Origin of the sequence: Phenylobacterium sp. CCH9-H3 (assembly GCF_001557235.1) — a bacterium.
Classification (GTDB): domain Bacteria; phylum Pseudomonadota; class Alphaproteobacteria; order Caulobacterales; family Caulobacteraceae; genus Phenylobacterium.
In genome coordinates this window covers 123,807-147,500 of record NZ_LSJI01000180.1, presented here as the reverse complement: position 1 = coordinate 147,500, position 23,694 = coordinate 123,807, and the positions used below count along the sequence as shown (strand labels likewise).

Genomic DNA, 23,694 nt, shown 5'->3' with positions numbered 1-23,694 from the left:
GCCACAAGTTCACGGGGAGGCGAGGATGCTGTCGCAGAAGGCCAAGTACGGATTGCGGGCTCTGATCGAGCTGGCGCGCGCCGACGGCGGCCAGGTAAGCGCCGGCGAACTCTCGCTGCGGGCCGGCGCGCCGCGGAAGTTTCTCGAGGCGATTCTCCTCGAGCTCTCGCGCAACCAGATCGTCCTCAGCCGGCGCGGCAAGTTCGGGGGCTATGTCCTGGCCAGGCCCGCGGCCGCCATCACCTTCGCGGAGGTCATCCGGGTGATCGATGGCCCCCTGGCCCTGGCCCCCTGCGTCAGCCCCCGACTCGGCTTCCGCAAGTGCGCCGACTGCCCGGATCTGGAGACCTGCACCCTGCGTGAAGCCCTGCGTCGCGCCCGCGACGCCACCGCCGACGTCCTCGAGGCGTACACCCTGGCCGACGCCGCGGTTTCTGGAATGCCGGCCGCTGCGGCGCTCTGAGACCGGGATCGACCGCCGGACGGAAATCGGGCGGGGAAGGATCCGTCCCCTTCCCCGCCCCTTTCGCCGACGCACCGCCGGCTTTCAGCCCTCCACTCGGGAGGGGGGTCTCGCCCGAATCTAGCTGGCCGCGATGTAGGCCTTCAGGCCGTCGGCCTCGGCCTCCACCTCGGAGATCTTCCATTTCACGAGGTCGCCGATCGATACGATGCCGACCAGCCGCTCGTTCTTGCAGACCGGCAAGTGGCGGATGCGCCGGTCGGTCATCTTGGACAGCAGGGAATCGACCGTGGCGCCGGGATCGGCGAACAGCACGTTCGCCGTCATGAAGTCCGACACGGGACGCTTCAGCGCCGCCTCGCCATGCGAAGCGACCGCGCGGACGATGTCCCGCTCCGATACGATCCCGACCACGCGCTCCGCATCCAGGACCACGAGAGCGCCGACGCCTCTGGCATGCAGCAGTTCCGCGACCTCGCCGACCGTATCGGTCGGCCGGATGGTGAAGACCGTGTCTCCCTTGGTGCGGAGAATTTGCGAGACCAGCATGAGGCCTCCTGTTCCCGTTCTCTGGAAGAACACCGTCTCGCAGTTTCAGCCGCGACACAATGAGGCGGCCATCACGCACGCGTGACCGCGCGGAGTCTCAGCGCTTGCCGGCCAGCCAGCCGAACGGCCCGATCAGCAGCACGCCCGCGGCGAAGCCGGCCAAGTGCGCCTCCCAGCCGACCCCGGCGTCACCCGCCCCGGGGATCAGGGCTCCGCCAGTAAAGGCCATGATCAGATTGACGAAGATCCAGGCCACGCCCATCCCCGTCACCGCCTTGGAGAACATCGGCCCCGGCCGTCCCTGCCCGCCGATCAGTCGCGCCGCGCCGCCCATCAGGCCCGAGGCCGCCCCGGACGCTCCCACCAGGGCCGCATCCTGTCCCCAGTGCAGCGCGGCGAATCCCAGGCAGGCGAGTACGCCGCACGCGAGGTAGAAGAGGAAGAACGCCACGATCCCGCCAAGCCGCGGACCGTAGTAGCGGGCGACCGGCGCCCCGAAGGCCAGGATGAAGGCCGCATTCATCAGCGCGTGCGCCCAGTTCCCATGGACGAACAGCGAGCTGACCAGCCGCTCGGCGTGCCCCTCGAGCATGAGCGCCGGCGAAAAGGCGAAGGCCGCGCTGACCAGCGGCAGCGGGAAGCGGCTCTGGATCAGATAGGCGACGACGATGCTGGCCGTCAGCGCCACCACGGGCCACGGGGCGTTCACGATCGGCTCGGGCGCGGGCCGGAAATCCGGATCGCCCGGATGTTGCGGTCGCGGCGCGCCGTCGGCGGGCGCTTCAAAGTAGGCGGCGTTCATCTGCACTCCATGTAAGACGTGTCGCGCCCGTGCGCGAGCCGCACGCGTATGGCCGCTTTGCCGCCTTGCCCCCGCCATGGGGCTTGGCGATGGTGCGGGCGTTTCATGGTGCTTTCCAGGCAGGTTTTATGATCCGTCTTCTGGGCGCAGGCCCCGCCCTCTTCGCCGCGCTCGTCCTTGCCATCGCCCAGCCCGCCGCCGCCCAGCACCCCACGGCTCCGCCTGCAAGGCTGGCGCCAGGGGAATGGCCCCAGGCGAAGTCGGACCTTACGCCCGATCCCGCCATCCGCTTCGGCGCCCTGCCCAACGGCATGCGCTATGCCATCCGCAAGCAGAGCGTCCCTGCCGGCCAGGCCGCGTTCCGCCTCTGGTTCGCGACCGGTTCCATGATGGAGACGGACGACCAGGCCGGGCTCGCCCATTTCCTGGAGCACATGGCCTTCAACGGCTCGAAGGAGGTGAAGGAAGGCGAAATGGTCAGGATCCTGGAGCGCCTGGGCCTGGCCTTCGGCGCCGACACCAACGCCTCCACCGGCTTCTCCGAAACCGTCTACAAGCTGGACCTGCCCCGCACGGACGCGGAGACCGTGGATACGTCTCTGAAGCTGCTCCGGGAGGCGGCCTTCAACCTGACTATCGACCCGGCCGCGGTGGACCGCGAGCGGGGCATCGTGCTGTCCGAGGAACGCGCCCGCGACACGCCCGGCTATCGGGTGGTGGTGGAGCGGCTGAACTTCCTGCTGAAGGGCCAACGCCTGCCGACGCGACTGCCGATCGGCAAGGTGGACGTGCTGCGGACCGCGCCCGCGAGCCGCATCGCCGACTACTATCGTCATTGGTATCGGCCGGAGCGCGCGGTCTTCGTGGCCGTGGGCGACTTCGACGTCGACGCCATGGAGGCGAAGATCAAGGCCTCGTTCGCCGGCTGGACGGCCAAGGCGCCCGCCCTGCCGGAGCCGGACCAGGGCCCCGTCGCGCCGCGCAAGGCCGAGGCCAAGCTTGTGGTCGATCCCGGCGTGACCCAGTCGCTGCAGGTGGCGTGGATCGCCCCTCCCGACACATCGCTCGACACCTCCGCCAAGCGCCGGCGCGACCTGATCGAGAACCTGGGGTTGTCGGTCCTGAACCGCCGATACTCGGCCATCGCCCGGGGCGCCGATCCGCCGTTCCTGGGCGCCGGCGCGTACAAGGGCGAACAGGATGACGCCGCCGAGGTGGCCACCATCGGTGTCAACGCGGAGTCTGGGCGCTGGCGCGAGGCCCTGGCCGCCGCCGAGCAGGAGCAGCGGCGCATCGTCCAGTACGGCGTACGGCAGGAGGAGTTGGACCGCGAGATCGAGGAGATCCGCGCCAATCTCAAGGCGGCGGTGGCGGGCGCAGCGACGCGGCGGCCCGTGGACCTTGCCGGGGAAATCGTGAACGCCCTGGCCGACCACACCGTCGTGACATCGCCTGCCGACGACCTCGCGCTCTTCGAAGCCGGCGTGAAGGACCTGAAGGCCGAGACGGTCAATGCGGCGCTGAAGGACGTCTTCCAGGGCCAGGGGCCGCTCGTCTTCATGGCCTCGCCCACCCCCATCGACGGCGGAGAGGCGACGCTGCTGGCCGCGCTGACCGCCTCGCAGCAGGTGGCTGTGGCGCCGTTGGAGGCGAACCAGCTGGTGGCTTGGCCCTACGAGCGCTTCGGCGCGCCGGGGAAGGTGGCCGAGCGGCGCGAGATCACCGACCTCGGAACCACCTTCGTCCGTTTCGCCAACGGCGTGCGCCTGACCGTGAAGCCCACGACTTTCCGCGACGACGAGGTGCTGGTGCGCGTGAATGCCGGCCGCGGCATGCTGGGCCTTCCCGCCGACCGCCAGAGCCCGTTCTGGGCCTCCAACACCTTCATCGAGGGCGGGCTGGCCAAGATCGGCGTGGAGGACATGGAACGGGTGCTGGCCTCCAAAGTCTACGGCGGCCGGTTCAGCATCAGCGACGACGCCTATGTCCTGTCGGGCGCCACCCGCACCGGGGACGTGGCCACCCAGCTCCAGGTGCTGGCCGCCTATCTGACCGAGCCGGCCTGGCGGGAGGCGGCGCTGGCGCGGATCAAGGCGGCCGCGCGGACCATTCACGACCAGTACGAGGCCACCGACAACGGCGTGCTCAGCCGCGACCTGCCGGGCCTGCTGCGCTCGGGCGACCGACGCTGGACCTTCCCGAGCAGCGAGGAGATGGCGAACGCCCGGCTGGAGGACATCAAGGCCGCCATCATGCCGGACCTGGCGAGCGGGCCGGTGGAGGTGGTGATCGTGGGCGACATCACGGTCGACCAGGCGATCGCGGCGACGGCGGCGACGTTCGGCGCCCTGCCGCCGCGGCCGGAACCGAAACCGGTCCCCGCCTCGGCGCGCACCGCGCCGTTCCCCAAGGGCTCGCCGCAGACGGTGACGCTGACCCACAAGGGCCGCGCCGACCAAGCCATCGGCTTCATCGCCTGGCCGACCACCGACTACTTCGCCGACCCCCAGCGGGCCCGCGACACCGCTGTCCTGCGCGAGGTGATGAAGCTGCGGCTCACCGACCAGCTGCGCGAGGCGCAGGGGGCGACCTATTCGCCGGACGTGAACTCTCAGCACAGCCTGGTCTGGACAGGCTGGGGCTACATCGCCGCGAGCGTGGAGGTGCCGCCGGAGAAGCTGGCCGGCTTCTTCGCCGACACCCAGAAGATCGCGGCGGATCTGGTCGCCACAGAGATCGGCGAGGACGAACTGGCGCGGGCCAAGCAGCCGCGGATCGAGGGCATCCAGCGCGCCCGGGTGACCAATGGGTACTGGCTGGGTGAGCTCTCCGGCGCCCAGTCCGATCCGCGCCGGCTGGAGGTGATCCGCCAGATCATCCCCGGCACCGAGCGGGTCACGGCCGCCGACGTGAAGCGGGCGGCCCAGACCTGGCTGAAGCCCGAGGCCGCCTACAAGCTCACGGTGATCCCGCAGGCCGGCGCCGCGGCGGCGCCTTAGGCTCGCAGGGCGGCGCCTGGCGACCGACCCGCCACCGCGTTCGCTAGACCGGCGAGTGCTGGTGGAACGCCAGCTTCCAGCCGCCGTCACGCTGAACGTAGCCGGAGCTGACCAGGGCGGAATAAGGCTCGCCATCGGCCCGGGTCACATCGGCCCTGTAGCTGATGACCGCCACATTGTCGGTCACCTCGAGCAGCAGCCGGTTGCTCATCGTCAGGTCGCGCCAGCGCGTCGGCGAGGTGACGGTCTCGGCCACCTGCTGGTTCGAGAAGACCCCGTGCATCTCGCCCGCCTGCGGAAAGGCCAGCAGGCAGGCCTCGTCCACATGCTGTTGGAAGTGGTCCTTCCCGGCCAGCCAGAACCCTTCCTCGGCCTTGAACAGATCGTCTTTCACCGCCATCGACATTCTCCTCTGAACTCGTCCGGCGAACGGTCCGGCGAAGAGGCGGGTTCCGGCGGGCAACGGCCGATGACGGACCGCCCGGGAGGTTGCGGAAGACGGCGGCCTGACCGCCCTACGCCGCGCGCTGGTTGTCTCCGTACACCGGCGCGTCGTCCGGAGGCAGGAAGGCCTTGCCCCGGATGGCGTCGGAGATCTTCTCGGCGATCATGATGGTCGGGGCGTTGGTGTTGCCGCCCACCAGCGTCGGCATGACCGAGGCGTCGACCACGCGAAGCCCCTGCAGCCCCTGCACGCGGCAATCGGCGTCGACCACGGCCATGGGATCGCCGGCCGCGCCCATGCGGCAAGTGCCGACCGGGTGATAGATGGTCTCGGCGCTCTTGCGGATCCAGGCGTCGATCTCGGCGTCGGTCTGCACGGCCGGCCCGGGCGCGTATTCGGCGCAGATGTAGGGCTTCAGCGCCGGCTGCTTGGCCACCTCGCGCATCATCTTCACGCCCTCGCGCAGGGCGCGGCGGTCTTCCTCGGTGGCGAGGTAGTTGGCGAAGATGGCGGGATCGTCCATCGGATCGGCGGACTTCAGGCCGACACGGCCGCGGCTTTCGGGCCGCAGCTGGCAGACGTGGAAGGTGAAGCCGTCCTTGGCCACCTGCACCTTGCCGTGGTCCTGCATGATGGCGAGGACGGTGTGGATCTGCAGATCCGGCCGGTCCAGGTCGGGCCGCGAGCGCAGGAACGCGCCGGACTCCAGGAACTGGGAGCGGCCCACCCCCTTCTTGAACAGCATGTAGGAGAGGCCGACGCTGAGGGTTTTGATCAGGCCCTTGCGCAGGGAATATAGGGTGATCGGCTGGGGGCACTCCCACGACAGGCAGACGTCCAGGTGGTCCTGGAGGTTGGCGCCGACGCCCTTCAGCTCGTGCACCACCGGAATGCCGTGCCTGGTCAGTTCGTCCGGATCGCCGATGCCCGAAAGCTGGAGGATGTGCGGCGACTGGACGGCGCCGGCCGACAGGATCACCTCCGCATTGGCATGGACCACGCGGCGGCCGCCCTTGGCCTCCTGGATCTCCACACCCGTGGCGCGGCCGTTTTCGACGACGATCCGCGTGGTCCGGGCGCCCGTGAGCGCGGTGAGATTGGGCCGGCTCAAGGCCGGATGAAGGTAGCCGCGCGCCGCGCTCCACCGCTCGCCGTCATGGATGGTGAGCTGGTAGGGGCCCCAGCCTTCCTGCTGGAAGCCGTTGAAGTCGCTGGTCAGCGGATAGCCGGCCTGGCCGCCGGCCTCGATGGTCGCCTTGTAGATCGGATTGGGGGACGAGGCCTTGGACACCTTCAGCGGCCCGTCGCCGCCGTGCCAGGGATCGCCGCCCCCTTCGAGGCTTTCGGACCGCTTGAAGTAGGGGAGGACGTCGGCGTAGCCCCAGCCGCCCAGGCCCATCTGGCGCCACTGGTCGTAGTCGCGCGCGTGGCCGCGGATGTAGATCATGCCGTTGATCGACGAGGAGCCGCCCCAGCCCTTTCCGCGGGGCCACCAGAGCTTGCGGTCGTTCAGGTTGGGCTCGGCTTCGGTCCAGAAGCCCCAATTGTAGGCGCCCTGCTTCTGGATCAGCGTGCCGACCCCGGCCGGCATCTTGACCATCAGCGAGCCGTCCTTGCCGCCGGCCTCCAGCAGCAGGACCGACTTGGTCCCGTCCTCGGTCAGGCGGTTGGCGAGCACGCAGCCGGCCGAACCGGCGCCGATGATGATGTAGTCGTAGCGGTCCAACAGCCGCCCTCCCCCTGAACCGTGTTTAGTTGGCGGCACCGTGGCAAAGGCGGCGATGGGACACAAGGTGGCCCGCGCAAAAAGATGACGCAGGCGTCACCGTTGCGGCGAGGCCTCAGGCCATGTTCAGCCAGAGGATGGCCAGCAGGAAGAACGACAGCGCGATCCCGCAGAAGATCAGCAGGAAGGTGGTGCGCCAGAGGGCCGAGAACCCGCTGAGGCCATAGGCGCCCTTGAGCTGGTAGAACATGTGCGCCGGAATGATGAATGGGGTCAGGCCATAGGCGACGCCTGCCGCCAGGCCGCCGATGCGGCCGGCGATCGCCACCAGCATGATCAGCAGCGACATGAAGGTCAGCGAATACAGCACGAAGACCCCGTGGTCGTAGAGCGTGAAGCCGCGCTTCCACAGGAACAGCAGCGCCACGAACGGGATGGAGATCGGGATCAGCAGGAACGAGAATTTGTAGAAGGTCTGCTGCAGCTTGTAGAGCGCCAGCTCCGGGTTCTCGAACTTGTGCTGCAGCTTTTCGTCCAGCTTCTTGCTGCCGGTGGAAAAGCCCAGCTGACCCGCCGCCGCGTCCTTGCTGAGCTCCGCCTGCCAGTTGTCGACCTCAGCGGCCTTTGGGGTGTCGCCCACCCGCGACTTGGCCTGATCCACGTTGGCCTGTGCGATCTTCAACGCAGCGGCTGCGGCGGCGCGGGCTTCCGGCGGGGCCTCCCTCAGCGCCGCGCGGGCCTCGGCCAGCTCGCTGTTCCGTCTTGCAAGATCGGCGGTGGCCACCGCCTGCCGGCCCACCGTGGTCCCCTCCTCGGGCTTCGGCGCGTAGCTCAGCAGCATGAACATGACGAAGATGGTGAATAGGAAGACCGCCAGCGGCGAGACATAGCGGGTCCGCTTGCCCTCGCACCATTCGCGGGTCAGGCGGCCGGGACGGAACACGAGCACCGGCAGGGTTCGCCAGGTGCGGCTGTCGAAGTGCATCACCCCGTGCAGCAGTTCTTCGCCCAGGTGCAGCAGGGTGCGGTGGACGTGGGCGGCGTTGCCGCAGTTGTGGCAGAATTTTCCGACCGTGACCGTGCCGCAGTCGGCGCAGGCGTTGTGATGCTCCCCGGCCTTCCCGGTCGGCTTCTCAAACGTCCCGGCGATCAGCCCGCCGGTCGCCGCGCCGCCCACGGCCTCCAAGTCCACCATCGAGAACGCCCCCGTCACTCGCGCGGAATGTGACGGGATTGCTCAGGGGCGGCAATATTGCGGGGCGATAAGAGACAGCCGTTGCGGCTAGCCGCCTAGCGCCCCTTCCACTGCGGCGGACGCTTCTGGGCGAAGGCGAGCGGGCCCTCCTTGAAGTCCTCCGACGTATAGAGCGCCGCCACGGCCGGGTACTTGTTCTGTCCTTTCAGCGCCGCTTCCAGGCTCGGTTCGTCCAGGCCCTGGTAGACCGCCTGCTTCGAGGCGCGGATCGACATCGGGCCGAGCTCGCAGATGCTCTTGGCCAGCTCCCGCGCCGTGCGCATCAGGTCCTGCGGCGCCGTCACCTCGTGGACGAATCCCAGCTCCTTGCCCTCGGCGGCCGAGACGCGGCGGGCGGTGAGGATCATGCCCATGGCCCGCTTCACCCCAATCGCGCGCGGGAGCCGATGCAGGCCCCCGGCCAGGGCGGCCAGGCCCACCCGCGGCTCCGGCAGGGCGAAGACCGCAGCCTCCGAGGCCACGATGATGTCGCAGGCCAGGGCGATCTCGAACCCGCCGCCCATGGCCACCCCGTTCACCGCCGCGATCAGCGGCTTGGTCAGGTCGAAGCGCGCGGTCAGTCCCGCAAAGCCCGACGGCGGGCTCTTCAGCGCGCCGCCGCCCGCCTGGTACTTGAGGTCGTTGCCGGCCGAGAAGGCGCGGTCGCCCGCCCCGGTGACGATGCCCACCCATTGGTCCGGGTCGGCGGCGAAGGCGTCCAGCGCCTCATGCATCTCGAAGTGCGCCGGCGAGTGCATGGCGTTCATGACGTCGGGCCGGTTCAGGGTGAAGATCGTCACCGGACCTTCGCGGTCGACCTTGATGAATTCGTACGCCATGGCGTCCTCCCGTTTGCCCGGACCGTCGGGGGGCGACGTTGCGTCCGTCAAGCGCCGTACCGCTCCTCCCCTGCAAAGCGGGGGAGGTGGATCGACGCCACCGGCGGCGAGACGGAAGGGGCATACGGCGACCGGCTCCCATCTGCTGTCCTCGCGCCCCCTCCGGCGCTTCGCGCCACCTCTCCCGCCGTCTTTGCGACGGGGAGGAGCGATTCAGGCGGGGCGCAGCTCCCGCCGATACCGCTTCCAGTTCTCCACATAGTGCGCGGCGCCCAGGGCCACGCGGGCGGCCTGCTCGGGGCTCAGCTCGCGGACCACCTTGCCCGGCGCGCCCATGACCAGGGAATTGTCGGGAATCTCCTTGCCCTCGGTGATCAGGCAGTTGGCGCCGATCAGGCAGTTCTTCCCGATCTTCGCGCCGTTCAGGACGATCGAGCCGATGCCCACCAGGCTGCCGTCGCCGATGGTGCACCCGTGGAGCATGACCAGGTGGCCGACGGTGACATTGGCGCCCAGCGTCAGCGGCGATCCGTGGTCGGTGTGCAGCACGCTGCCGTCCTGCACGTTCGAGCCCTCGCCGATGACGATGGGGTCGTTGTCGCCACGCAGCGTTGCGCCCCACCAGACCGAGGCGTTCTTCTTGAGAATCACGTTGCCCATAACGGCGGCGGTCGGCGCGATCCAGTATTCGTCATCGTTCGGTAGCTCAGGTGTCACATTGCCCAAGTTGTAGACACTCAATGCCGCACCTCATTTCTTGGCCCAGGGGGCTGTTTAACGGATCGGAAAGGACGTTAGGATCATTCTAGTGATGCGATTCGAAGGGGCGAAAGCCCTCGAGAGATCGCCGCGGAGGTTTCCGCCTCCGTGTTCTCGCGCTGGACGGGGTGGATGGCGCTGAGTCTGTTGTTCCACCGGGCCGTTTCGCCCGGATCCGCAGATGGCGAAGGACCTCCGGTCCGCGCACGCCGCCGCATCGTACGTTTCCAATCATCCGAAGGGCGCTCCCACGTGGGACGCCCTTTTTTCTTGCCCCCTGAGGAGGCCTTATGAGCAAGCGGGCTCTGAAGCGACAAGTGCGCGAAGGCGCGTTCGACGCCGGTCAATTCCAGGGGGACGATAAAATCCGCAGGCTTCCGGTCGACAGGGGCTGGTCGCCCTTGCAGCACCACAACGACGACCGCGAGCAGGCCTACCTCAAGACCATCAAGGCCAAGTCGCCGGGCCAGCAGGAACTGATCGACGCCATCGACGCCAAGAACCTGGTCCTGGCCCTGGGCCCGGCCGGCACCGGCAAGACCTATCTCGCCATCGCCAAGGCCGTGGAGGCCCTCGAGGCTGGGCGGGTCGGCCGCATCGTGCTGTCGCGCCCGGCGGTGGAAGCCGGGGAGTCCATCGGCTTCCTGCCCGGCGACGCCGAGGACAAGCTGGCCCCCTATCTTCGCCCGCTCTACGACGCCCTGTCGGATCGCCTCTCCATGAAGCGGGTGCGGGCGCTGATGAGCGAGGGCGCCATCGAGATCGCGCCCGTGGGCTTCATGCGCGGGCGGACGCTGAACAACGCCTTCGTGGTGATCGACGAGGCGCAGAACTGCACCTACACCCAGCTCAAGATGCTGCTGACCCGCCTGGGATGGCACTCGACCATGGTGGTCACCGGCGACCCCGACCAGTCGGACCTCCTGCCGGAATTCTCCGGCCTCGGGCCGGTGGCCCGCAAGCTGGAAGAAGTCGGCAACATCTCGGTGGTGCGCCTGCACGACCGCGACATCGTCCGCCACCCCCTCGTCGCCGAGATGCTGGGCGTCCTCTAGTCGCCGGCGGCCAGGCGGCTCAGGCCGCCTGGTCCTCGAAGCTGGCGAGTTGGTCGCGAAGCGCGCGCTGGAACGCCGGACGCGCTTCGCACCGTTCCAGATAGGCCTGCAGCCGCGGCTCCCCGGCCACCAGGTCGGTGTGCCGCAGGATCTGCAGCACCGTCGCCATCATCAGGTCGCCGATGGTGAACTCGCCCTCCAGATAGGGTTTGTCGCCCAGCGCGGCGGCAAGTTCGGAGAGCCGCTTTTTCACCCAGGCCTCCGCCTCCGGCCGCATCGTCTGCGCCCAGGCCTCCTCGGCGTGGAAGAGGTCGATCTCCGCCAACCGCTGGATCGGTGGCTCGATGGTGTTGAGGGCGGAAAACAGCCAGCAGATCGCCCGGGCCCGGCCTTTCGGCTCCGTCGGCAGCAGCGCCTCGCTCTTCTCCCCGATGTGCAGGACGATGGCGCCGGACTCGAACAGCACCAGCCCACCCTCCTCGTAGGCCGGCACCTGGCCATAGGGCTGGCAGGCCCGATAGGCGGGGCTGTTCTGATCATCGCCCAGCCCGATCAGCCACTGCTGATAGTCCAGCCCCGCCTCCTCCAGCGCCCAGCGCACGCGGAGGTCGCGCACCAGGCCGCGGGCGAAGTCCGGAACCCAGCGGTAAGAGTAGAGGGTGATCATGGGGTCGGCTCCTGTGTCACGCCCTCGGCATAGGCCAGCTCGCGATCGAAGGCCTCGCTCCAGCCCCCGATGTGGCTGTCGCGGCTCGCCACGTCGCGGAAGGGCGTCTGGTGGAAGAGTTGGACGGTCTTGCCGTCCCTATCGGTGAAGACCAGCGTGATGACCGTCTCGGGGTGCGATGCATCGTGGACCCAGCGGAACGTCATCACGATCCGGCGGCCGGGTTCGATCTCGAGGTAGCGCCCGGCCATTCGGGACTCGCCGTACTGGTCCGAAACCATGGTGGCGCTCCAGTCCCCGCCCTCGCGGAAGTCCAGCTCCGCCTCGGTGCAGGTGAAGCCCACCGGACCCAGCCAGCGCATGAAGTGGCGGCGCTCGGCCCACATGTCGAACACCAGCCGGGCAGGCGCGGCGAACGTCCTCTCGATCAGCAGCTCGGTCTCGGCCATGGCCCTACTCGCCATCGCGGTCTCCCTTTTGAATCTGCGCCAGGTAGGCGTCCATCTTTCCGAACCCGCCGTCCCAGAAACGGCGATAGGCTCCGATCCAGCCGTCCGCCTCGCGCAGCGCCCGCGTCTCCAGCCGGCACGGTCGCCATTGGGCCTCCCGCCCCTGCGAGATCAGCCCCGCATTCTGCAGCACCTTCAGGTGACGCGAGACGGCCGGCAGGCTGATGTCGAACGGCGCCGCCAGTTCCCTCACCGTCGCCTCGCCCTCGCTCAGCCGGGCCAGAATCGCCCGGCGCGTCGGGTCGGCGAGGGCGGCGAACGTGGCGCTGAGAGGGTCGGCAGACGGGCTCATTTATCCTGCTCGTTAAATAACGCATCCGTTAAATATGAGCTGACGGAGCGCGTCAAGTCGGCGGTTGCGCTCATCGGCCAGTCGAACTAGATAGTTCGTCGACCTAACTATCATGCCAGACACCCCGCCCGACATCATCGCCCTCGCCGAAGCCCTACGGCCCGCCCTGCTGCGGGTGTCGCGACGGCTACGGCTGGAGGCGCAGAAGGTGGGCCTGTCCGCACAGGACGCCATGCTGCTGGGCCACGTCACCAAGAACCCTGGCATCGGGGTCAGCGCCCTGGCCGAAGCCGAGAGGATCTCGCGCCCCACCATGAGCGCCCACGTGAAGCGGCTCGAAGCGGAGGGCCTCGTGGCGCGCAGCGGTCATGCGGAGGACGGCCGCCGCTTCGGATTGACGATCACGGCTGCGGGCGCGCGCAAGCTCGAGATGATCCGGCGCGAGCGCAACGACTGGCTGGCCGCCCGCCTGGGCCGCCTGTCTCCCGACGACCGCGCGACGCTGGAGGCGGCGGCAGGCGCCCTGCTCCGCCTGGTGGACGCATGAGCCCCACCGACGAGCCGCTCGGCGAGGCTCTGCCCGAGGCGGCCGCCCCCAGAGACGCCAGCACAGTCACGCGCGGCTGGCTGGTGCCGGCGATCATCGGCTCGGCCCTACTGATGCAGACGCTGAACGCGACGGTCATCACCAACGCCCTGCCCGCCATGGCGCGCGCGTTCGACGTCGAGCCCCTGCGGCTCAACACGGCGATCACGGTCTACATGCTGTCGGCCGCGATTTTCCTGCCGCTGTCGGGCTGGCTGGCCGACCGGTTCGGCGCCCGGCGCGTGTTCATGTGCTCCATCGTCCTCTACGCCGCCGGCTCCGTCGCCTGCGGCTTCGCCGGCGATCTCTGGCAGTTGATCCTCTTCCGGTTCCTCCAGGGTGCGGCGGGCGCCACCTTGATGCCCGTGGGCCGCCTGGTGCTGCTGCGGACCACGCCTAAGAGCGAGCTGGTCGGCGCCATGTCGGTCGTGACCATGCCGGCGCTCCTGGGACCGGTGGTGGGCCCCGTCGTCGGGGGCGCCATCGTCACCTTCGCCGACTGGCGCTGGATCTTCTTCATGAACCTGCCGATCGCGGTGATCGGCCTTTTCCTGGTCTGGCGACATGTACCCGAAGTGCGGGAACAGGCGCCGCCGCCGGTGGACCTTCCCGGCATCATCCTGACCGGCCTGGGCCTCGCCGCCCTGATCTTCGGCTTCGAGAACCTGGGCCGCGAGACGCTCGCCCCCTCGGCGGTGGCCGGGTTGTTCGCCCTGGGTTTCGCCAGCCTCGGCCTCTACGCCTGGCACGCAGGCCGCACGCCCCATGCGGTCATCCAGCTCGGCATCTTCCGCAAGCCCACATTCAACGCCTCGGTGATCGGGGGCGGCTTCATGCGCGTGGCCATGGGCGCCAACCCGTTCCTTCTGGCCATGCTGCTGCAGGTGGCGTTCGGGATGAGCGCCTTCGCCGCCGGCCTGATGACCTTCATCTCGGCGGTGGGGGCCCTGGTGATGAAGACCACCGCCCCGCCGATCCTGCGCCGCTTCGGCTTCCGCACGGTGCTGCTGGTCAACGCCGTGATCGTGGGCTTCAGCTTCGTCGCCTACGCCCTCTTCCGCCCGGACTGGCCGCACTGGGCGATCATGGCGGTCCTCGGCGTCGGCGGCTTCTTCCGCTCGCTGCAGTTCACCGCCCTCAATGGACTGGCCTATGCCGACGTCGAGAGCGACGAGATGAGCCGCGCGGCCACCACCGCCTCGATGGTGCAGCAGCTCGTCCAGTCCATCGGCATCGGCCTCTCGGCCAGCCTCCTGCACCTTCTGATGGTCATGGCGGGCGCAACCCGGCTGACAGCGGACACCGTGGCGCCCGCCTTCGTGATCGTGGGGCTGGTGACCATGATCTCGATGTTCTGGTTCGCGCGTCTGCCGGCGGATGCGGGCGATGAGATGAACGGTCGGAAGCCCGCCTAGGAAAGGCCACGGCGCATCCGTATGGTGCGCGCTTCATTTTTGCCGCCCAGGTTCCTTCTGATGAAATTTCTTGCCGCCGTCGCCGCCGCTCTGCTGGCGACCGCCGCCCCTGCCCTGGCCGGCCCCACGCCGACGAAACCCGCGGCCTCGACAAGGATCGTCCTGCCCACGGACGTGCGGCCCGACCGCTACGACATCCGCGTGACGCCCGACGCGGCGAAGCTGACGTTCACCGGCCAGGCGCGGATCGAGCTGACGGTGGTGAGGCCCACCGACCGCATCGTGCTCAACGCGGCCGACCTGACCTTCGGCCGGGTCAGCCTCTCCGACCAGGCCGCAGCCCCGAAGATCGTGCTGGACGACCAGCAGCAGACCGCCGCCTTCGTCTTCCCCAAGACCCTGGCGCCCGGCCGCTACATCCTATCCATCGACTACGCGGGCAAGATCTACCAGCAGGCCTCGGGCCTCTTCGCCCTGGACTACGAGGACGAGGACGGGACCAAGCGCCGCGCGCTCTTCACCCAGTTCGAGAACTCCGACGCGCGCCGCTTCGCGCCCATGTGGGACGAGCCGGGCGTGAAGGCGGTGTTCTCGCTGACCATCGAGACGCCCGCCGGCCAGATGCCGGTGTCGAACATGCCGGTGGCGGCTTGAGCCGCCGCGCTGTGCGGTTCGCCGACAGCCCGAAGATGAGCTCCTACCTGCTGTTCATGGCCCTCGGCGACTTCGAGCGCATCCATCGACAGGTCGGCAAGACCGATGTGGGCGTGATCGTCCGCAAGGGCGACGCGGCCAAGGGCGAGTTCGCGCTGGATGCGGCGGCCAAGCTGCTGCCCTACTACGAGGACTGGTTCGGAACCCCCTACCCGCTGCCCAAGCTCGACCTGGTGGCCGGCCCCGGCAACAGCCAGTTCTTCGCGGCCATGGAGAACTGGGGCGCGATCTTCTACTTCGACTACGCCCTGCTGATCGATCCCAAGCTGTCGACCGAAGCCGACCGGCAGAACGTCTTCATCGTGGTCGCCCACGAGGTGGCGCACCAGTGGTTCGGCAACCTCGTCACCATGGGCTGGTGGGACGACCTGTGGCTGAACGAGGGCTTCGCCTCGTGGATGGAGAACAAGGCCACCGACCACTTCCACCCCGAATGGAAGGTCTGGCTCTCGACCCAGGCCGGCCAACAGGGCGCCATGCGGCTGGACAGCCGGGCGGGCACCCACCCGGTCATCGCGGACATCCCCGACGTCTTCGCCGCGGCCAACGCCTTCGACGCCATCACCTACCAGAAGGGCCAGGCGGTGATCCGGATGCTGGAAGCCTATGTGGGCGAAGACGCCTTCAAGGCCGGCGTGCGCAACTACATCCGCGACCACGCCTACCGCAACGCGGTCAGCGACGACCTGTGGCGTGCTCTGGACCAGGCCGCGCCTGACAAGAAAGTGGTGGAGGTGGCCCACGACTTCCTGCTGCAGCCGGGCGTGCCGCTGATCCGCGCCAAGGAAGGCGCCGGCGGGATCTCGCTGACCCAGGAGCGCTTCGGCGTCGACGCGAGCCAGCGCACGCCGCAGACCTGGCGCACGCCCGTGGCGGTGGAGGCCGCCAACGGCCGCTGGCTGGAGGTCGTCAGCGCCGGGGCCCCGAAGACGGTCCCGGCCGCGACGCCCGCCGTGATCAACGCTGGCCAGACGGGCTATTTCCGCAGCGCCTATTCGCCGGCGCTCTGGGCCAGCCTCGCACCGACCTTCGCGCGCCTTCCGGCGGCCGACCAGCTGGGCCTGCTGTACGACAGCCGCGCCCTCGGCGAGGCCGGCCTCGCGCCCATGAGCGACTTCCTGGCCCTGGCCCGCAATGCGCCGGCCGACGCCGATCCGGTGGTGCTGGAGGCGCTGGCGGGCCAACTCGGCGCCTTGGACTGGCTGTACGGCGGCCGCGCCAGCCAGCCGGCCTATCGCGCCTTCGCTCGTGGCCGCCTGGCCCCCATCGCCGCGCGGCTGGGCTGGGACGCCAAGCCCGGCGAGAGCGACAACACCGCGGTCACCCGCCGCGCCGTTCTGGTCCAGCTCGGCGAGATGGGCGACGCGGCTACGGTGGCCGAGGCCCGCCGCCGCTTCGACGCCTGGCTGAAGGATCCCGCCACTCTCTCCGGCGCCGCCCGCAGCACCGTGCTGTCCATCGTCGCGGCCAACGCCGACGCGGCGGCCTGGGAGGCCATCCACGCAAAGGCCAAGGCCTCTAAGGACCCCACCGACCGGGCGCGGCTCTACGGCTACCTCGGCGCCAGCGAAGACCCCGCCCTGGCCGACCGGACCCTGTCGCTGGCCCTCAGCGGCGAGCCGCAGCCGACCGAAGTCCCCGGCCTCGTCGCCGCCGTGGCGGGCGCGTTCCCCGACAAGGCGTACGACTTCGCCATGGCCAATCGCGCGAAACTCGAGGCGTTCCTCGAGCCCACCAGCCGCATCACCTATTTCGCGCAGCTGGCCACCGGCTCGCGCGATCCGGCGATGCTGGACAAGCTCGCGAAGCTGAAGGCCACCGTGCCGGCCTCCACCCGCGGCGAGGTCGAGAAGGCCGAGGCGGCGGTGCGCTATCGTCTGGGCGTGATCAGGGACCGCGTGCCGGAGATGGATCGCTGGCTGGCCGCGAACGGACGCTGAAGGCGGCTAGTCGCAGGGCGCGGTTTCCCCGGTCTCCGGGTCGATGCGGAAACACTGGCGCTCGCCGGTGTCCAGGTCCTCGACATAGAGGCTGACCTCGTTGTCGGCGTCGACCACGGGGTGGTGCTCGCCCAGGAAGGTCAGCGCCGCATCCTCGAAGCTGACGCCTTCGATGAGGTGGGCGCGGGACGCCGACTCGGCGACGCCATGGACACAAAAGCGGCGGGTGAGTTCGCTCATGCCCCCTTCAACGCACGACCCGCCCGTTTGGATTCAAGCCGCAGCGTAAACCTGTGGACGGAGCGGGGTGATCCGCACCGACAGCCCCGGACCGACGCCCGGCGGCAGGCTGGGCCCGTGGGCCTGCAGCTCCATGGGTGCGCCTTCCACCTGGCAGTCGATCCGCACGTCCGGACCGCGCTGGGCGACGCCGCGCACCTGGGCCGCCAGGCCGGTTCCGCCCGGCGGCGCGAACGCCACTTCGTCGGGGCGGAAGAAGACCTCGACCGGCCCCTGGGGCGCGCCGGCCGGCGCCTCGCCTTCCCAGCCGGCGATCCGCAGCCGCCCGCCGTCCACCACGCCGGGCAACCGACAGGCCTGGCCCAGGAAATCGAACACGAACGGCGTCGCAGGATGTTCGTAGACCTCGTTGGGCGTGCCCAGTTGGATCAGCTCGCCGTCCTTCAGGATCGCCACCCGGTCGGCCAGGTCCAGCGCCTCCTCCTGGTCGTGGGTGACGAAGACGGTGGTGACGCCCGCCCGGTCGTGCAGCTCGCGCAGCCAGCGCCGCAGCTCGCGCCGGACCTGGGCGTCGAGGGCGCCGAACGGCTCGTCCAGCAGCAGCATCCGCGGCTCGATCGCCAGCGCCCGCGCCAGAGCCACGCGCTGCCGCTGGCCGCCCGAGAGCTGGGACGGATAACGCTTGTCGAGGCCCTCGAGCTGCACGAGCTGCAGCAGGTGCGCGACCCGGTCGGCGATCTCGGCCTTGCCCGGCTTCTCCGCCCGCTTCCGGACCGTCAGCCCGAACGCGATGTTCTGGGCGACCGTCATGTGCCGGAACAGGGCGTAGTGCTGGAACACCATCCCCACCTTCCGGCGGCGCACCGGCAGGGACAGGAAGTCCTCGCCCGCGAACCGCACCTCGCCGGCGTCGGGCGTCTCCAGCCCGGCCAGTACGCGCAGCAGCGTGGTCTTGCCCGAGCCGGACGGCCCCAGCAGCGCCAGGAACTCCTTGTCCTTGGCCTGGAGCGACACGTCCTTCAGCGCCGGAAAGCGGCCGAAGGCCTTGGAGATTCCCTTGATCTCCAGGGCGGTGGCGGTCGGGGAGCTAGTGTCGTCGGCTTGCCGAAAGTTCACCGGAATGACGCCATTCGAGGAAGGTCTTGAGGACCAGGGTGAGGAGCCCGAGGCCGGCCAGGACTGAGGCCGCCGCGAAGGCGCCGACGAATTCGTAGTCATTGTAGAGCACCTCGACGTGGAGCGGCAAAGTGGTGGTCAGGCCACGCACGCTGCCGGAAACGACGGACACCGCGCCGAACTCGCCCATGGCGCGGGCGTTGCACAGAAGGACGCCATAGAGCAGCGCCCACTTGATGTTGGGCAGGGTCACCCGGAAGAAGGTGGTCCAGCCGCCGGCGCCCAGGGTGAGCGCCGCCGCTTCCTCGTCCGCGCCCTGGTCCTGCATCAGCGGGATCAGCTCGCGGGCCACGAACGGAAGGGTGACCAGGGTGGTCGCCAGGACCAGGCCCGTGGTGGCGAAGATGATCTTCACGCCATGATCCTGCAGCCAGGGGCCGAACCACCCTTGAGCGCCGAACAGCAACACCCAGACCAGGCCCGAGACCACCGGCGACATCGAGAACGGCAGGTCGATGAAGGTGACCAGCAGGCTCTTGCCCCGGAACTCGAACCGGGCCACCGCCCACGCGGCCGCGACGCCGAACACCGCGTTCAGCGGCACGGAGATCGCCGCCACCACCAGCGTCAGCCGGATCGCGGCCAGTGCGTCGGGCTGCTTCAGCGGCTCCAGATAGGCCTCCAGCCCCCGGGCGAACGCCTGGTGGAACACCACCCCCAGCGGCAGCACGATCAGGACCCCCAGCACCCCGAGCGTCAGGACCAGGAACACCGGCGCCAGACCCGGCAGCCGAACCACAGGGCCCGGCCCTGCGAAGCCTTGGCGAGGCAGGGTCATGCGCGGCCTCGCCGGGCCAGGACGAGCTGCAGGCCATTGACCGCCAGCAGTGCGCCGAAGGAGATCAGCAGCATGGCCAGTCCCACGGTGGCGGCGCCGGCGTAGTCGTACTGCTCCAGCTTGATGACGATCAGCAGCGGGGCGATCTCGGACTTCAGCGGCATGTTGCCGGCGATGAAGATCACGCTGCCGTACTCGCCCACCGCCCGCGCGAAGGCCAGGCTGAAGCCCGAGACCAGCGCCGGCAGCACCGCCGGCAGCACCACCAGGCGAAAGCGCTGCAGGTTGGTGGCGCCGAGGGTCTGGGCGGCCTCCTCCACCTCCCGGTCCAGGTCCTGCAGCACCGGCTGCACCGTCCGCACCACGAACGGCAGGCCGATGAACAGCAGCGCGATGTAGACCCCGATCGGATTGTAGGCCGCCTTGATCCCCAGCTTCGCGAGCGGCTCGCCGAGCACGCCGGTTGGGCCGTAGATGGCCGTGAGCGCGATGCCCGCCACCGCGGTCGGCAGGGCGAACGGCAGGTCGACCAGCGCGTCGATGACGCGCCGCCCTGGAAACTGATACCGCGTCAGCGTCCAGGCGGTCATCAGGCCCAGCGGAACGTTGCTCAGCGCCGCCAGAAGCGACGCGCCGAAGCTGAGGCGCAGCGCGGCCAGCACCCGGTCGTCGGTCAGGGTGGACCAGATCCCGGAGAGCCCGACCTCCCAGGGACGCAGCACCAGCGCGGTGAGCGGCAGGACGACCACCACGCCCAGCCACATGAGGGTCCAGCCCATGGCCAAGGGGAAGCCCGGCAGGATGCTGGGCTGCAGCCAGCGACGGCGAGGCGTCCGCGGCGGGGACGCCAGTGCGGCGACAGTCATCCGGATCTAGCGCCGGTAGATGCGGTCGAAGACGCCGCCGTCGGCGAAGTGCGCCGCCTGCGCCTTCCGCCATCCCCCGAACTGCCCGTCGATGGTCACCATGGGCAGTTTCCGGAACTTGGCTCCGTACTTCGCCAGGGCCTTCGGATCGCGCGGGCGGAAATGGTGCTTGCCGATCAGGTCTTGCGCCAGGGGGCTGTAGAGGAAGTTGAGATAGCCGGTGGCGACCACGCGGGTTCGATGGCGGTCGACGTTGCGGTCCACCAGGGCCACGGTCGGCTCGGCCAGGATCGAGAGGCTGGGGTAGACGATGTCGAACTTGGGCCCGAACTCCTCCAGCGACAGATAGGCCTCGTTCTCCCAGGCCAGCAGCACATCGCCCAGGCCGCGCTCGGCGAAGGTGGTGGTGGAGCCCCGCGCGCCGGTGTCGAGCACCGGCACGTTCCTGAACAGGGCCGCCATATAGGCCTCTGCCTTGGCCGGCGTGCCGCCCGGCTGTTTCAGCGCCCAGGCGTAGGCGGCCAGGTAGTTCCAGCGCGCGCCGCCCGAGGTCTTCGGGTTGGGCGTGATCACCTGCATGCCGGGCCTGATCAGGTCGCCCCAGTCCCTGACGCCCTTGGGATTGCCCTTCCGCACCAGGAACACGACGGTCGAGGTGTAGGGCGCCGAGTTGTTGCGCAGCCGGCTCTGCCAGTTGGCCGGCAGCAGCTTGGCGCGGGTCGCGATCTCGTCGATGTCATAGGCTAGGGCCAGGGTGACCACGTCGGCCTCCAGGCCGTCGATGACCGCCCGGGCCTGCTTGCCCGAGCCGCCGTGGCTCTGATTGATCGTCAGGGTCTGGCCGGTCCGCGACTTCCAATAGGCGGCGAAGGCGGCGTTGACGTCCTTGTACAATTCCCGCGTCGGATCGTAGCTGACGTTCAGCAGGGTCAGCGGCTTGCCCGCCTGGGCGTTCGCCAGGCTGGGTAGGGCCGCGAAGGCTGCGCCGCTGGCGATCAGGCGGCGGCGATTCAGGGTCTCGTCGATCATCATGGCGCAGTTCCTGGAATGGGCGAACCTAGAACGCAGACGGTGATCCGAGGCGCCACGGCGCGCCTGCGGTCAAACCCGGGGCCACAGTTATGCCAGATAAATCCCATGGATTAAATAGGATTAACATGATGGCGGCCGCAGTTTTTCTGCGGTGGCGCGGGGTCAGAACCCGGCCTTGAGAGTGACGCCGAAGGTCCGCGGGTCGCCTGGCGCGCCGGCGATCAGCCCGGTGTTGCTGGGTCCCACGGCGAGTTGCTCGAAGTAGTCCTCGTCGAAGGCGTTGCGCACCCAGGCGTAGAGGTTGATCCCGTCCGGGGTACGGAAGCCGGCCCGGAAATTCGACAGGGCGTAGCCGTCTACCCAGGTGTAGGCCGACGGCGAGGCGTTGGACGAGAAATTGGACCGGTAGCTGCCGTCGTAGCCCAGGTAGACCTCGCCCTCATTGCCCAGCAGCGTCGCCGGCGCGTTCACCTCGGCCCCGAACGAGAGGCTCCACTTGGACACGCCCGGAAGCCGCTGGCCCGAGATGTCGCAGTTGGCCGGACTGAGGCCACCGGGCGTTCCCGGCGCGCTCGGCGTTTGCCCGGCGCCCACCGTCGTGCCGCCCGAAAGCTCCGGCGGGCACGGGGCGTCGACGAACTTGCGGTACGTGGCGTCGGTGTAGGCGCCGTTGAGATAGGCGTTGACCCGCTCGCTGGGCCGGACGGCGACGTCGAACTCGAAGCCCTGGCTCCTCACCTTCCCGGCATTCGCCAGATAGCCGCGAAGGACGCCCAGCTGCCCGTTCGTGACCGTGGCCTGATAGTCTTTGATGTCGGTGCGGAAGGCCGCGAGGTTGAGGGTCGCCCGCCGATCCCAGAACTGCGTCTTCAGGCCTGCCTCGTAGTGGTCCACGTCCTCCGGCTTGATGGCGCCCGCCGCCAGGATTGGGTTGCCGGCCGCGTCGGTCGGCAGGCCGTTCTGGTTCACGCCGCCGGTCTTGAAGCTCTTGGCGTAGGTCGCATAGCCCAGCACGTCCCGCGCGAAGCGATAACTGGCCGTCAGGTCGTAGCTGAAGTTCCAGTCGCTGAACTCCGGCGCGCTGAGCTGCGGCGTGAAGACGGCCAGCTGCGCGGCGCGCCGGGCGCCCGTCTGTCCCGACAGCACCGGCAGACCCTGCCCGTCGAAGACGAGGCGCTGATAGAACCCTTCCTTCTTGTCGTAGTTCAGCCGCACGCCCGGCTGGATGGTGAAGTCCTCGGTGAGCTTCCAACTCGCCTGTCCGAACAGGGCGAAGCTGGTGTTCTTGAGCGACTGCGTGTTGCGCGCCACCAGGCCGTCCAGGACGGTCGGATCGTTCGAGAGCGGGTTGCTGGGAGCGATGTTCCAGCGGCTGGAGGCGGGCCCTTGCTGCTCGACCCCTTGCGTATCGACCCGTTGCTTGAAGGCGAAGGCGCCCACCACGAGATCGAGCCGCGCGTTGGCGTAGTTGTAGCGCAGCTCCTGCGAGTACTGGTCCTGCTGCGACGGGTTCTGCGACTTCGAGACGATCGACAGCCCCAGGAAGTCGCGGTCGTTCTCGGGCTTCCAGTCCCAGAAGCGCCACGCGGTGATCGACGTCAGCGTGCCCGGCCCCACGTTCCAGACCATCCGCGCCGAAACCCCGCCGATCTTGTTGCCCGCGTTGAGATTGGCGTCGACGTCGGTCAGGCGGTCGAAAGGATTGGTGCTGACGACCGTATAGCCCTGCGCGGCCGCCAGGGCGGCGTACTGACGGTTCAGCGGCCGCTGGGTCGCGCCGGTCCGCACATAGATCTGGGCGCAGCACTCGGCGTCCTGCTTGCTGTAGTCGGCTGCGAACGTCACCGCGAGATCGTCGCTGGGCCGGTAGAGGATTTGCCCCCGGACGCCGAGGTTGTCCTGGGCGTTTACGTACTGGCGGCTGGTGACGTTGTAGATCGTGCCCCGGCGGGTGGTGGTCGAGATCGCCAGGCGCGCGGCGATGGTGTCGGTCAGCGGGCCCGAGATGGCGGCTTTGGCCTGCTTGAACTGGAGGTTGCCGACCGAGACCTCGGCCTTCCCCTCGAAGTCGAAGGTCGGCTGGTTCGTGGTTATGTTCACCGCGCCGGCGGTGGTGTTCTTGCCATAGAGCGTGCCTTGCGGCCCACGCAGCACCTCGATCCGCGAGACGTCCAGGAAGTCGAACGTCGCCGTGGCGACGCGGGCGTTATAGACGTCGTCCACATAGAACCCGACGCCCTGCTCGAAGCCATCGCTGGTCAGGCCGAATGGCACGCCCAGGCCCCGGATGTTGACCGCCGTGTTGCGCGGGTTCGAGGAATAATACTGCAGGGTCGGCGTGAGCTGCTGCAGGCGACCGACGTTGAACGCGCCGGTGGCGTCCACCTTGTCGGCCCCGATCACCGAGATGGCCAGGGGCACGGACTGCACCGTCTCCTGCCGCCGGCGGGCGGTGACGGTCACCTCCCCCACCGTCGCGCCGGCCTCCTGGTCCGCCGCGACCACCGCCGCGTCCGTCCCGGGCGCCGGCACGGCCGTCTGTGCGAAAGCTTCCGTCGCGACCCCGCAAAACAGCAGGGCCACGGAGGCGGGCGCGATCCCGCGCAGG

At 69.1% G+C, this 23,694-nt stretch carries 22 protein-coding genes and 1 pseudogene; 7 read left to right on the top strand and 16 right to left on the bottom strand.

All coding sequences use genetic code 11. From position 1 onward, the window contains the following. Window positions 1–25: 25 nt before the first annotated feature. Complete coding sequence (locus tag AX721_RS16575) at window positions 26–463, top strand: Rrf2 family transcriptional regulator (RefSeq protein ID WP_068877099.1); 438 nt, start codon at window positions 26–28, stop codon at window positions 461–463. Between the two features lie 120 nt (window positions 464–583). Here AX721_RS16575 and AX721_RS16570 read toward each other — a convergent pair whose 3' ends face one another. After that, window positions 584–1,012 (bottom strand): CBS domain-containing protein, encoded by a 429-nt coding sequence (locus tag AX721_RS16570; RefSeq protein WP_068877098.1) that lies wholly within the window; start codon window positions 1,010–1,012, stop codon window positions 584–586. Window positions 1,013–1,109: 97 nt separating this feature from the next. After that, window positions 1,110–1,814 carry a rhomboid family intramembrane serine protease gene (locus AX721_RS16565; protein ID WP_082765688.1) on the bottom strand — a complete coding sequence of 235 codons (705 nt, stop codon included), beginning with the start codon at window positions 1,812–1,814 and terminating at the stop codon, window positions 1,110–1,112. Between the two features lie 128 nt (window positions 1,815–1,942). On the opposite strand from AX721_RS16565, the gene AX721_RS16560 reads away from it, so the two are divergent. Then, the gene (locus AX721_RS16560; protein ID WP_068877097.1) at window positions 1,943–4,813 is read left to right on the top strand and encodes a pitrilysin family protein; all 2,871 of its coding nucleotides are present in this window, start codon (window positions 1,943–1,945) and stop codon (window positions 4,811–4,813) included. 43 nt (window positions 4,814–4,856) lie between these two features. On the opposite strand, the gene AX721_RS16555 is transcribed toward AX721_RS16560, so the two are convergent. From AX721_RS16555 to AX721_RS16535, 5 genes are all read right to left on the bottom strand, one after another. Further along, window positions 4,857–5,213 carry a hypothetical protein gene (locus AX721_RS16555; RefSeq protein ID WP_068877096.1) on the bottom strand — a complete coding sequence of 119 codons (357 nt, stop codon included), beginning with the start codon at window positions 5,211–5,213 and terminating at the stop codon, window positions 4,857–4,859. Between the two features lie 115 nt (window positions 5,214–5,328). Further along, a complete protein-coding gene (locus AX721_RS16550; protein ID WP_082765687.1) occupies window positions 5,329–6,984 on the bottom strand; it encodes a choline dehydrogenase in 1,656 nt (551 codons plus the stop codon). A gap of 115 nt (window positions 6,985–7,099) precedes the next feature. Beyond that, a complete protein-coding gene (locus AX721_RS16545) occupies window positions 7,100–8,179 on the bottom strand; it encodes a DUF3667 domain-containing protein (RefSeq protein WP_068877095.1) in 1,080 nt (359 codons plus the stop codon). 95 nt (window positions 8,180–8,274) lie between these two features. Then, window positions 8,275–9,057, bottom strand: coding sequence for an enoyl-CoA hydratase-related protein (locus tag AX721_RS16540; protein WP_068877094.1), 783 nt, complete (start codon window positions 9,055–9,057; stop codon window positions 8,275–8,277). Window positions 9,058–9,270: 213 nt separating this feature from the next. Next, entirely contained in the window at window positions 9,271–9,798 is a 528-nt protein-coding gene (locus AX721_RS16535) for a gamma carbonic anhydrase family protein (protein WP_068877093.1), read from the bottom strand. Between the two features lie 308 nt (window positions 9,799–10,106). Here AX721_RS16535 and AX721_RS16530 point away from each other — a divergent pair, with 308 nt between their 5' ends. After that, window positions 10,107–10,871, top strand: a complete 765-nt coding sequence (locus AX721_RS16530) for a PhoH family protein (protein ID WP_068877092.1) — start codon at window positions 10,107–10,109, stop codon at window positions 10,869–10,871. A gap of 19 nt (window positions 10,872–10,890) precedes the next feature. Here the strand turns inward: AX721_RS16530 and AX721_RS16525 are convergent, their stop codons facing one another. Genes AX721_RS16525 through AX721_RS16515 form a run of 3 tightly spaced genes read right to left on the bottom strand, consistent with a single transcriptional unit; the run spans window position 10,891 to window position 12,339 of the window. After that, window positions 10,891–11,538, bottom strand: a complete 648-nt coding sequence (locus AX721_RS16525; protein WP_068877091.1) for a glutathione S-transferase family protein — start codon at window positions 11,536–11,538, stop codon at window positions 10,891–10,893. Continuing rightward, window positions 11,535–12,002 (bottom strand): SRPBCC domain-containing protein, encoded by a 468-nt coding sequence (locus tag AX721_RS16520; protein WP_082765686.1) that lies wholly within the window; start codon window positions 12,000–12,002, stop codon window positions 11,535–11,537. The genes AX721_RS16525 and AX721_RS16520 overlap by 4 nt, the downstream gene beginning before the upstream one ends. Then, a complete protein-coding gene (locus tag AX721_RS16515; protein ID WP_068877089.1) occupies window positions 11,992–12,339 on the bottom strand; it encodes a helix-turn-helix transcriptional regulator in 348 nt (115 codons plus the stop codon). Before AX721_RS16515 ends, AX721_RS16520 begins: the two co-directional genes overlap by 11 nt. A 112-nt stretch (window positions 12,340–12,451) precedes the next feature. Here AX721_RS16515 and AX721_RS16510 point away from each other — a divergent pair, with 112 nt between their 5' ends. From AX721_RS16510 to AX721_RS16495, 4 genes are read left to right on the top strand one after another with little or no spacing between them, the layout of a single operon-like run. Beyond that, the gene (locus AX721_RS16510; protein ID WP_068877088.1) at window positions 12,452–12,886 is read left to right on the top strand and encodes a MarR family winged helix-turn-helix transcriptional regulator; all 435 of its coding nucleotides are present in this window, start codon (window positions 12,452–12,454) and stop codon (window positions 12,884–12,886) included. Then, window positions 12,883–14,340 (top strand): MFS transporter, encoded by a 1,458-nt coding sequence (locus tag AX721_RS16505; protein ID WP_082765685.1) that lies wholly within the window; start codon window positions 12,883–12,885, stop codon window positions 14,338–14,340. The genes AX721_RS16510 and AX721_RS16505 overlap by 4 nt, the downstream gene beginning before the upstream one ends. Before the next feature lie 60 nt (window positions 14,341–14,400). Further along, window positions 14,401–14,994, top strand: a complete 594-nt coding sequence (locus tag AX721_RS28370; RefSeq protein WP_231754729.1) for a hypothetical protein — start codon at window positions 14,401–14,403, stop codon at window positions 14,992–14,994. After that, window positions 14,991–16,994, top strand: a complete 2,004-nt coding sequence (locus tag AX721_RS16495) for a M1 family metallopeptidase (protein WP_231754728.1) — start codon at window positions 14,991–14,993, stop codon at window positions 16,992–16,994. The genes AX721_RS28370 and AX721_RS16495 overlap by 4 nt, the downstream gene beginning before the upstream one ends. 6 nt (window positions 16,995–17,000) lie before the next feature. Here the strand turns inward: AX721_RS16495 and AX721_RS16490 are convergent, their stop codons facing one another. The 6 genes and pseudogenes from AX721_RS16490 to AX721_RS16465 form a co-directional block, all read right to left on the bottom strand. After that, on the bottom strand, window positions 17,001–17,234 hold the full coding sequence (locus AX721_RS16490; protein WP_068877085.1) for a DUF5961 family protein: 234 nt from the start codon (window positions 17,232–17,234) through the stop codon (window positions 17,001–17,003). Window positions 17,235–17,267: 33 nt separating this feature from the next. Continuing rightward, window positions 17,268–18,350 (bottom strand): sulfate/molybdate ABC transporter ATP-binding protein, encoded by a 1,083-nt coding sequence (locus tag AX721_RS16485; RefSeq protein ID WP_197422612.1) that lies wholly within the window; start codon window positions 18,348–18,350, stop codon window positions 17,268–17,270. After that, complete coding sequence (gene cysW, locus AX721_RS16480) at window positions 18,322–19,188, bottom strand: sulfate ABC transporter permease subunit CysW (protein ID WP_068877084.1); 867 nt, start codon at window positions 19,186–19,188, stop codon at window positions 18,322–18,324. Before cysW ends, AX721_RS16485 begins: the two co-directional genes overlap by 29 nt. Then, window positions 19,185–20,054, bottom strand: coding sequence for a sulfate ABC transporter permease subunit CysT (gene cysT / locus AX721_RS16475; RefSeq protein ID WP_068877083.1), 870 nt, complete (start codon window positions 20,052–20,054; stop codon window positions 19,185–19,187). Before cysT ends, cysW begins: the two co-directional genes overlap by 4 nt. A gap of 6 nt (window positions 20,055–20,060) precedes the next feature. Further along, entirely contained in the window at window positions 20,061–21,086 is a 1,026-nt protein-coding gene (locus tag AX721_RS16470) for a sulfate ABC transporter substrate-binding protein (RefSeq protein WP_068877082.1), read from the bottom strand. 162 nt (window positions 21,087–21,248) lie between these two features. Continuing rightward, a pseudogene (locus AX721_RS16465) lies at window positions 21,249–23,573 on the bottom strand (TonB-dependent receptor); the annotation flags it as partial. Window positions 23,574–23,694 lie beyond the last annotated feature (121 nt).

Bases quoted from the DNA above. Each gene is read 5' to 3' on its own strand.
- AX721_RS16575 (WP_068877099.1), top strand. From the start codon at position 26: ATGCTGTCGCAGAAGGCCAAGTACGGATTGCGGGCTCTGATCGAGCTG.
- AX721_RS16570 (WP_068877098.1), bottom strand. From the start codon at position 1,012: ATGCTGGTCTCGCAAATTCTCCGCACCAAGGGAGACACGGTCTTCACC.
- AX721_RS16565 (WP_082765688.1), bottom strand. From the start codon at position 1,814: ATGAACGCCGCCTACTTTGAAGCGCCCGCCGACGGCGCGCCGCGACCG.
- AX721_RS16560 (WP_068877097.1), top strand. From the start codon at position 1,943: ATGATCCGTCTTCTGGGCGCAGGCCCCGCCCTCTTCGCCGCGCTCGTC.
- AX721_RS16555 (WP_068877096.1), bottom strand. From the start codon at position 5,213: ATGGCGGTGAAAGACGATCTGTTCAAGGCCGAGGAAGGGTTCTGGCTG.
- AX721_RS16545 (WP_068877095.1), bottom strand. From the start codon at position 8,179: ATGGTGGACTTGGAGGCCGTGGGCGGCGCGGCGACCGGCGGGCTGATC.
- AX721_RS16540 (WP_068877094.1), bottom strand. From the start codon at position 9,057: ATGGCGTACGAATTCATCAAGGTCGACCGCGAAGGTCCGGTGACGATC.
- AX721_RS16530 (WP_068877092.1), top strand. From the start codon at position 10,107: ATGAGCAAGCGGGCTCTGAAGCGACAAGTGCGCGAAGGCGCGTTCGAC.
- AX721_RS16525 (WP_068877091.1), bottom strand. From the start codon at position 11,538: ATGATCACCCTCTACTCTTACCGCTGGGTTCCGGACTTCGCCCGCGGC.
- AX721_RS16520 (WP_082765686.1), bottom strand. From the start codon at position 12,002: ATGGCGAGTAGGGCCATGGCCGAGACCGAGCTGCTGATCGAGAGGACG.
- AX721_RS16515 (WP_068877089.1), bottom strand. From the start codon at position 12,339: ATGAGCCCGTCTGCCGACCCTCTCAGCGCCACGTTCGCCGCCCTCGCC.
- AX721_RS16510 (WP_068877088.1), top strand. From the start codon at position 12,452: ATGCCAGACACCCCGCCCGACATCATCGCCCTCGCCGAAGCCCTACGG.
- AX721_RS16505 (WP_082765685.1), top strand. From the start codon at position 12,883: ATGAGCCCCACCGACGAGCCGCTCGGCGAGGCTCTGCCCGAGGCGGCC.
- AX721_RS28370 (WP_231754729.1), top strand. From the start codon at position 14,401: ATGAAATTTCTTGCCGCCGTCGCCGCCGCTCTGCTGGCGACCGCCGCC.
- AX721_RS16490 (WP_068877085.1), bottom strand. From the start codon at position 17,234: ATGAGCGAACTCACCCGCCGCTTTTGTGTCCATGGCGTCGCCGAGTCG.
- cysW (WP_068877084.1), bottom strand. From the start codon at position 19,188: ATGACCCTGCCTCGCCAAGGCTTCGCAGGGCCGGGCCCTGTGGTTCGG.
- cysT (WP_068877083.1), bottom strand. From the start codon at position 20,054: ATGACTGTCGCCGCACTGGCGTCCCCGCCGCGGACGCCTCGCCGTCGC.
- AX721_RS16470 (WP_068877082.1), bottom strand. From the start codon at position 21,086: ATGATGATCGACGAGACCCTGAATCGCCGCCGCCTGATCGCCAGCGGC.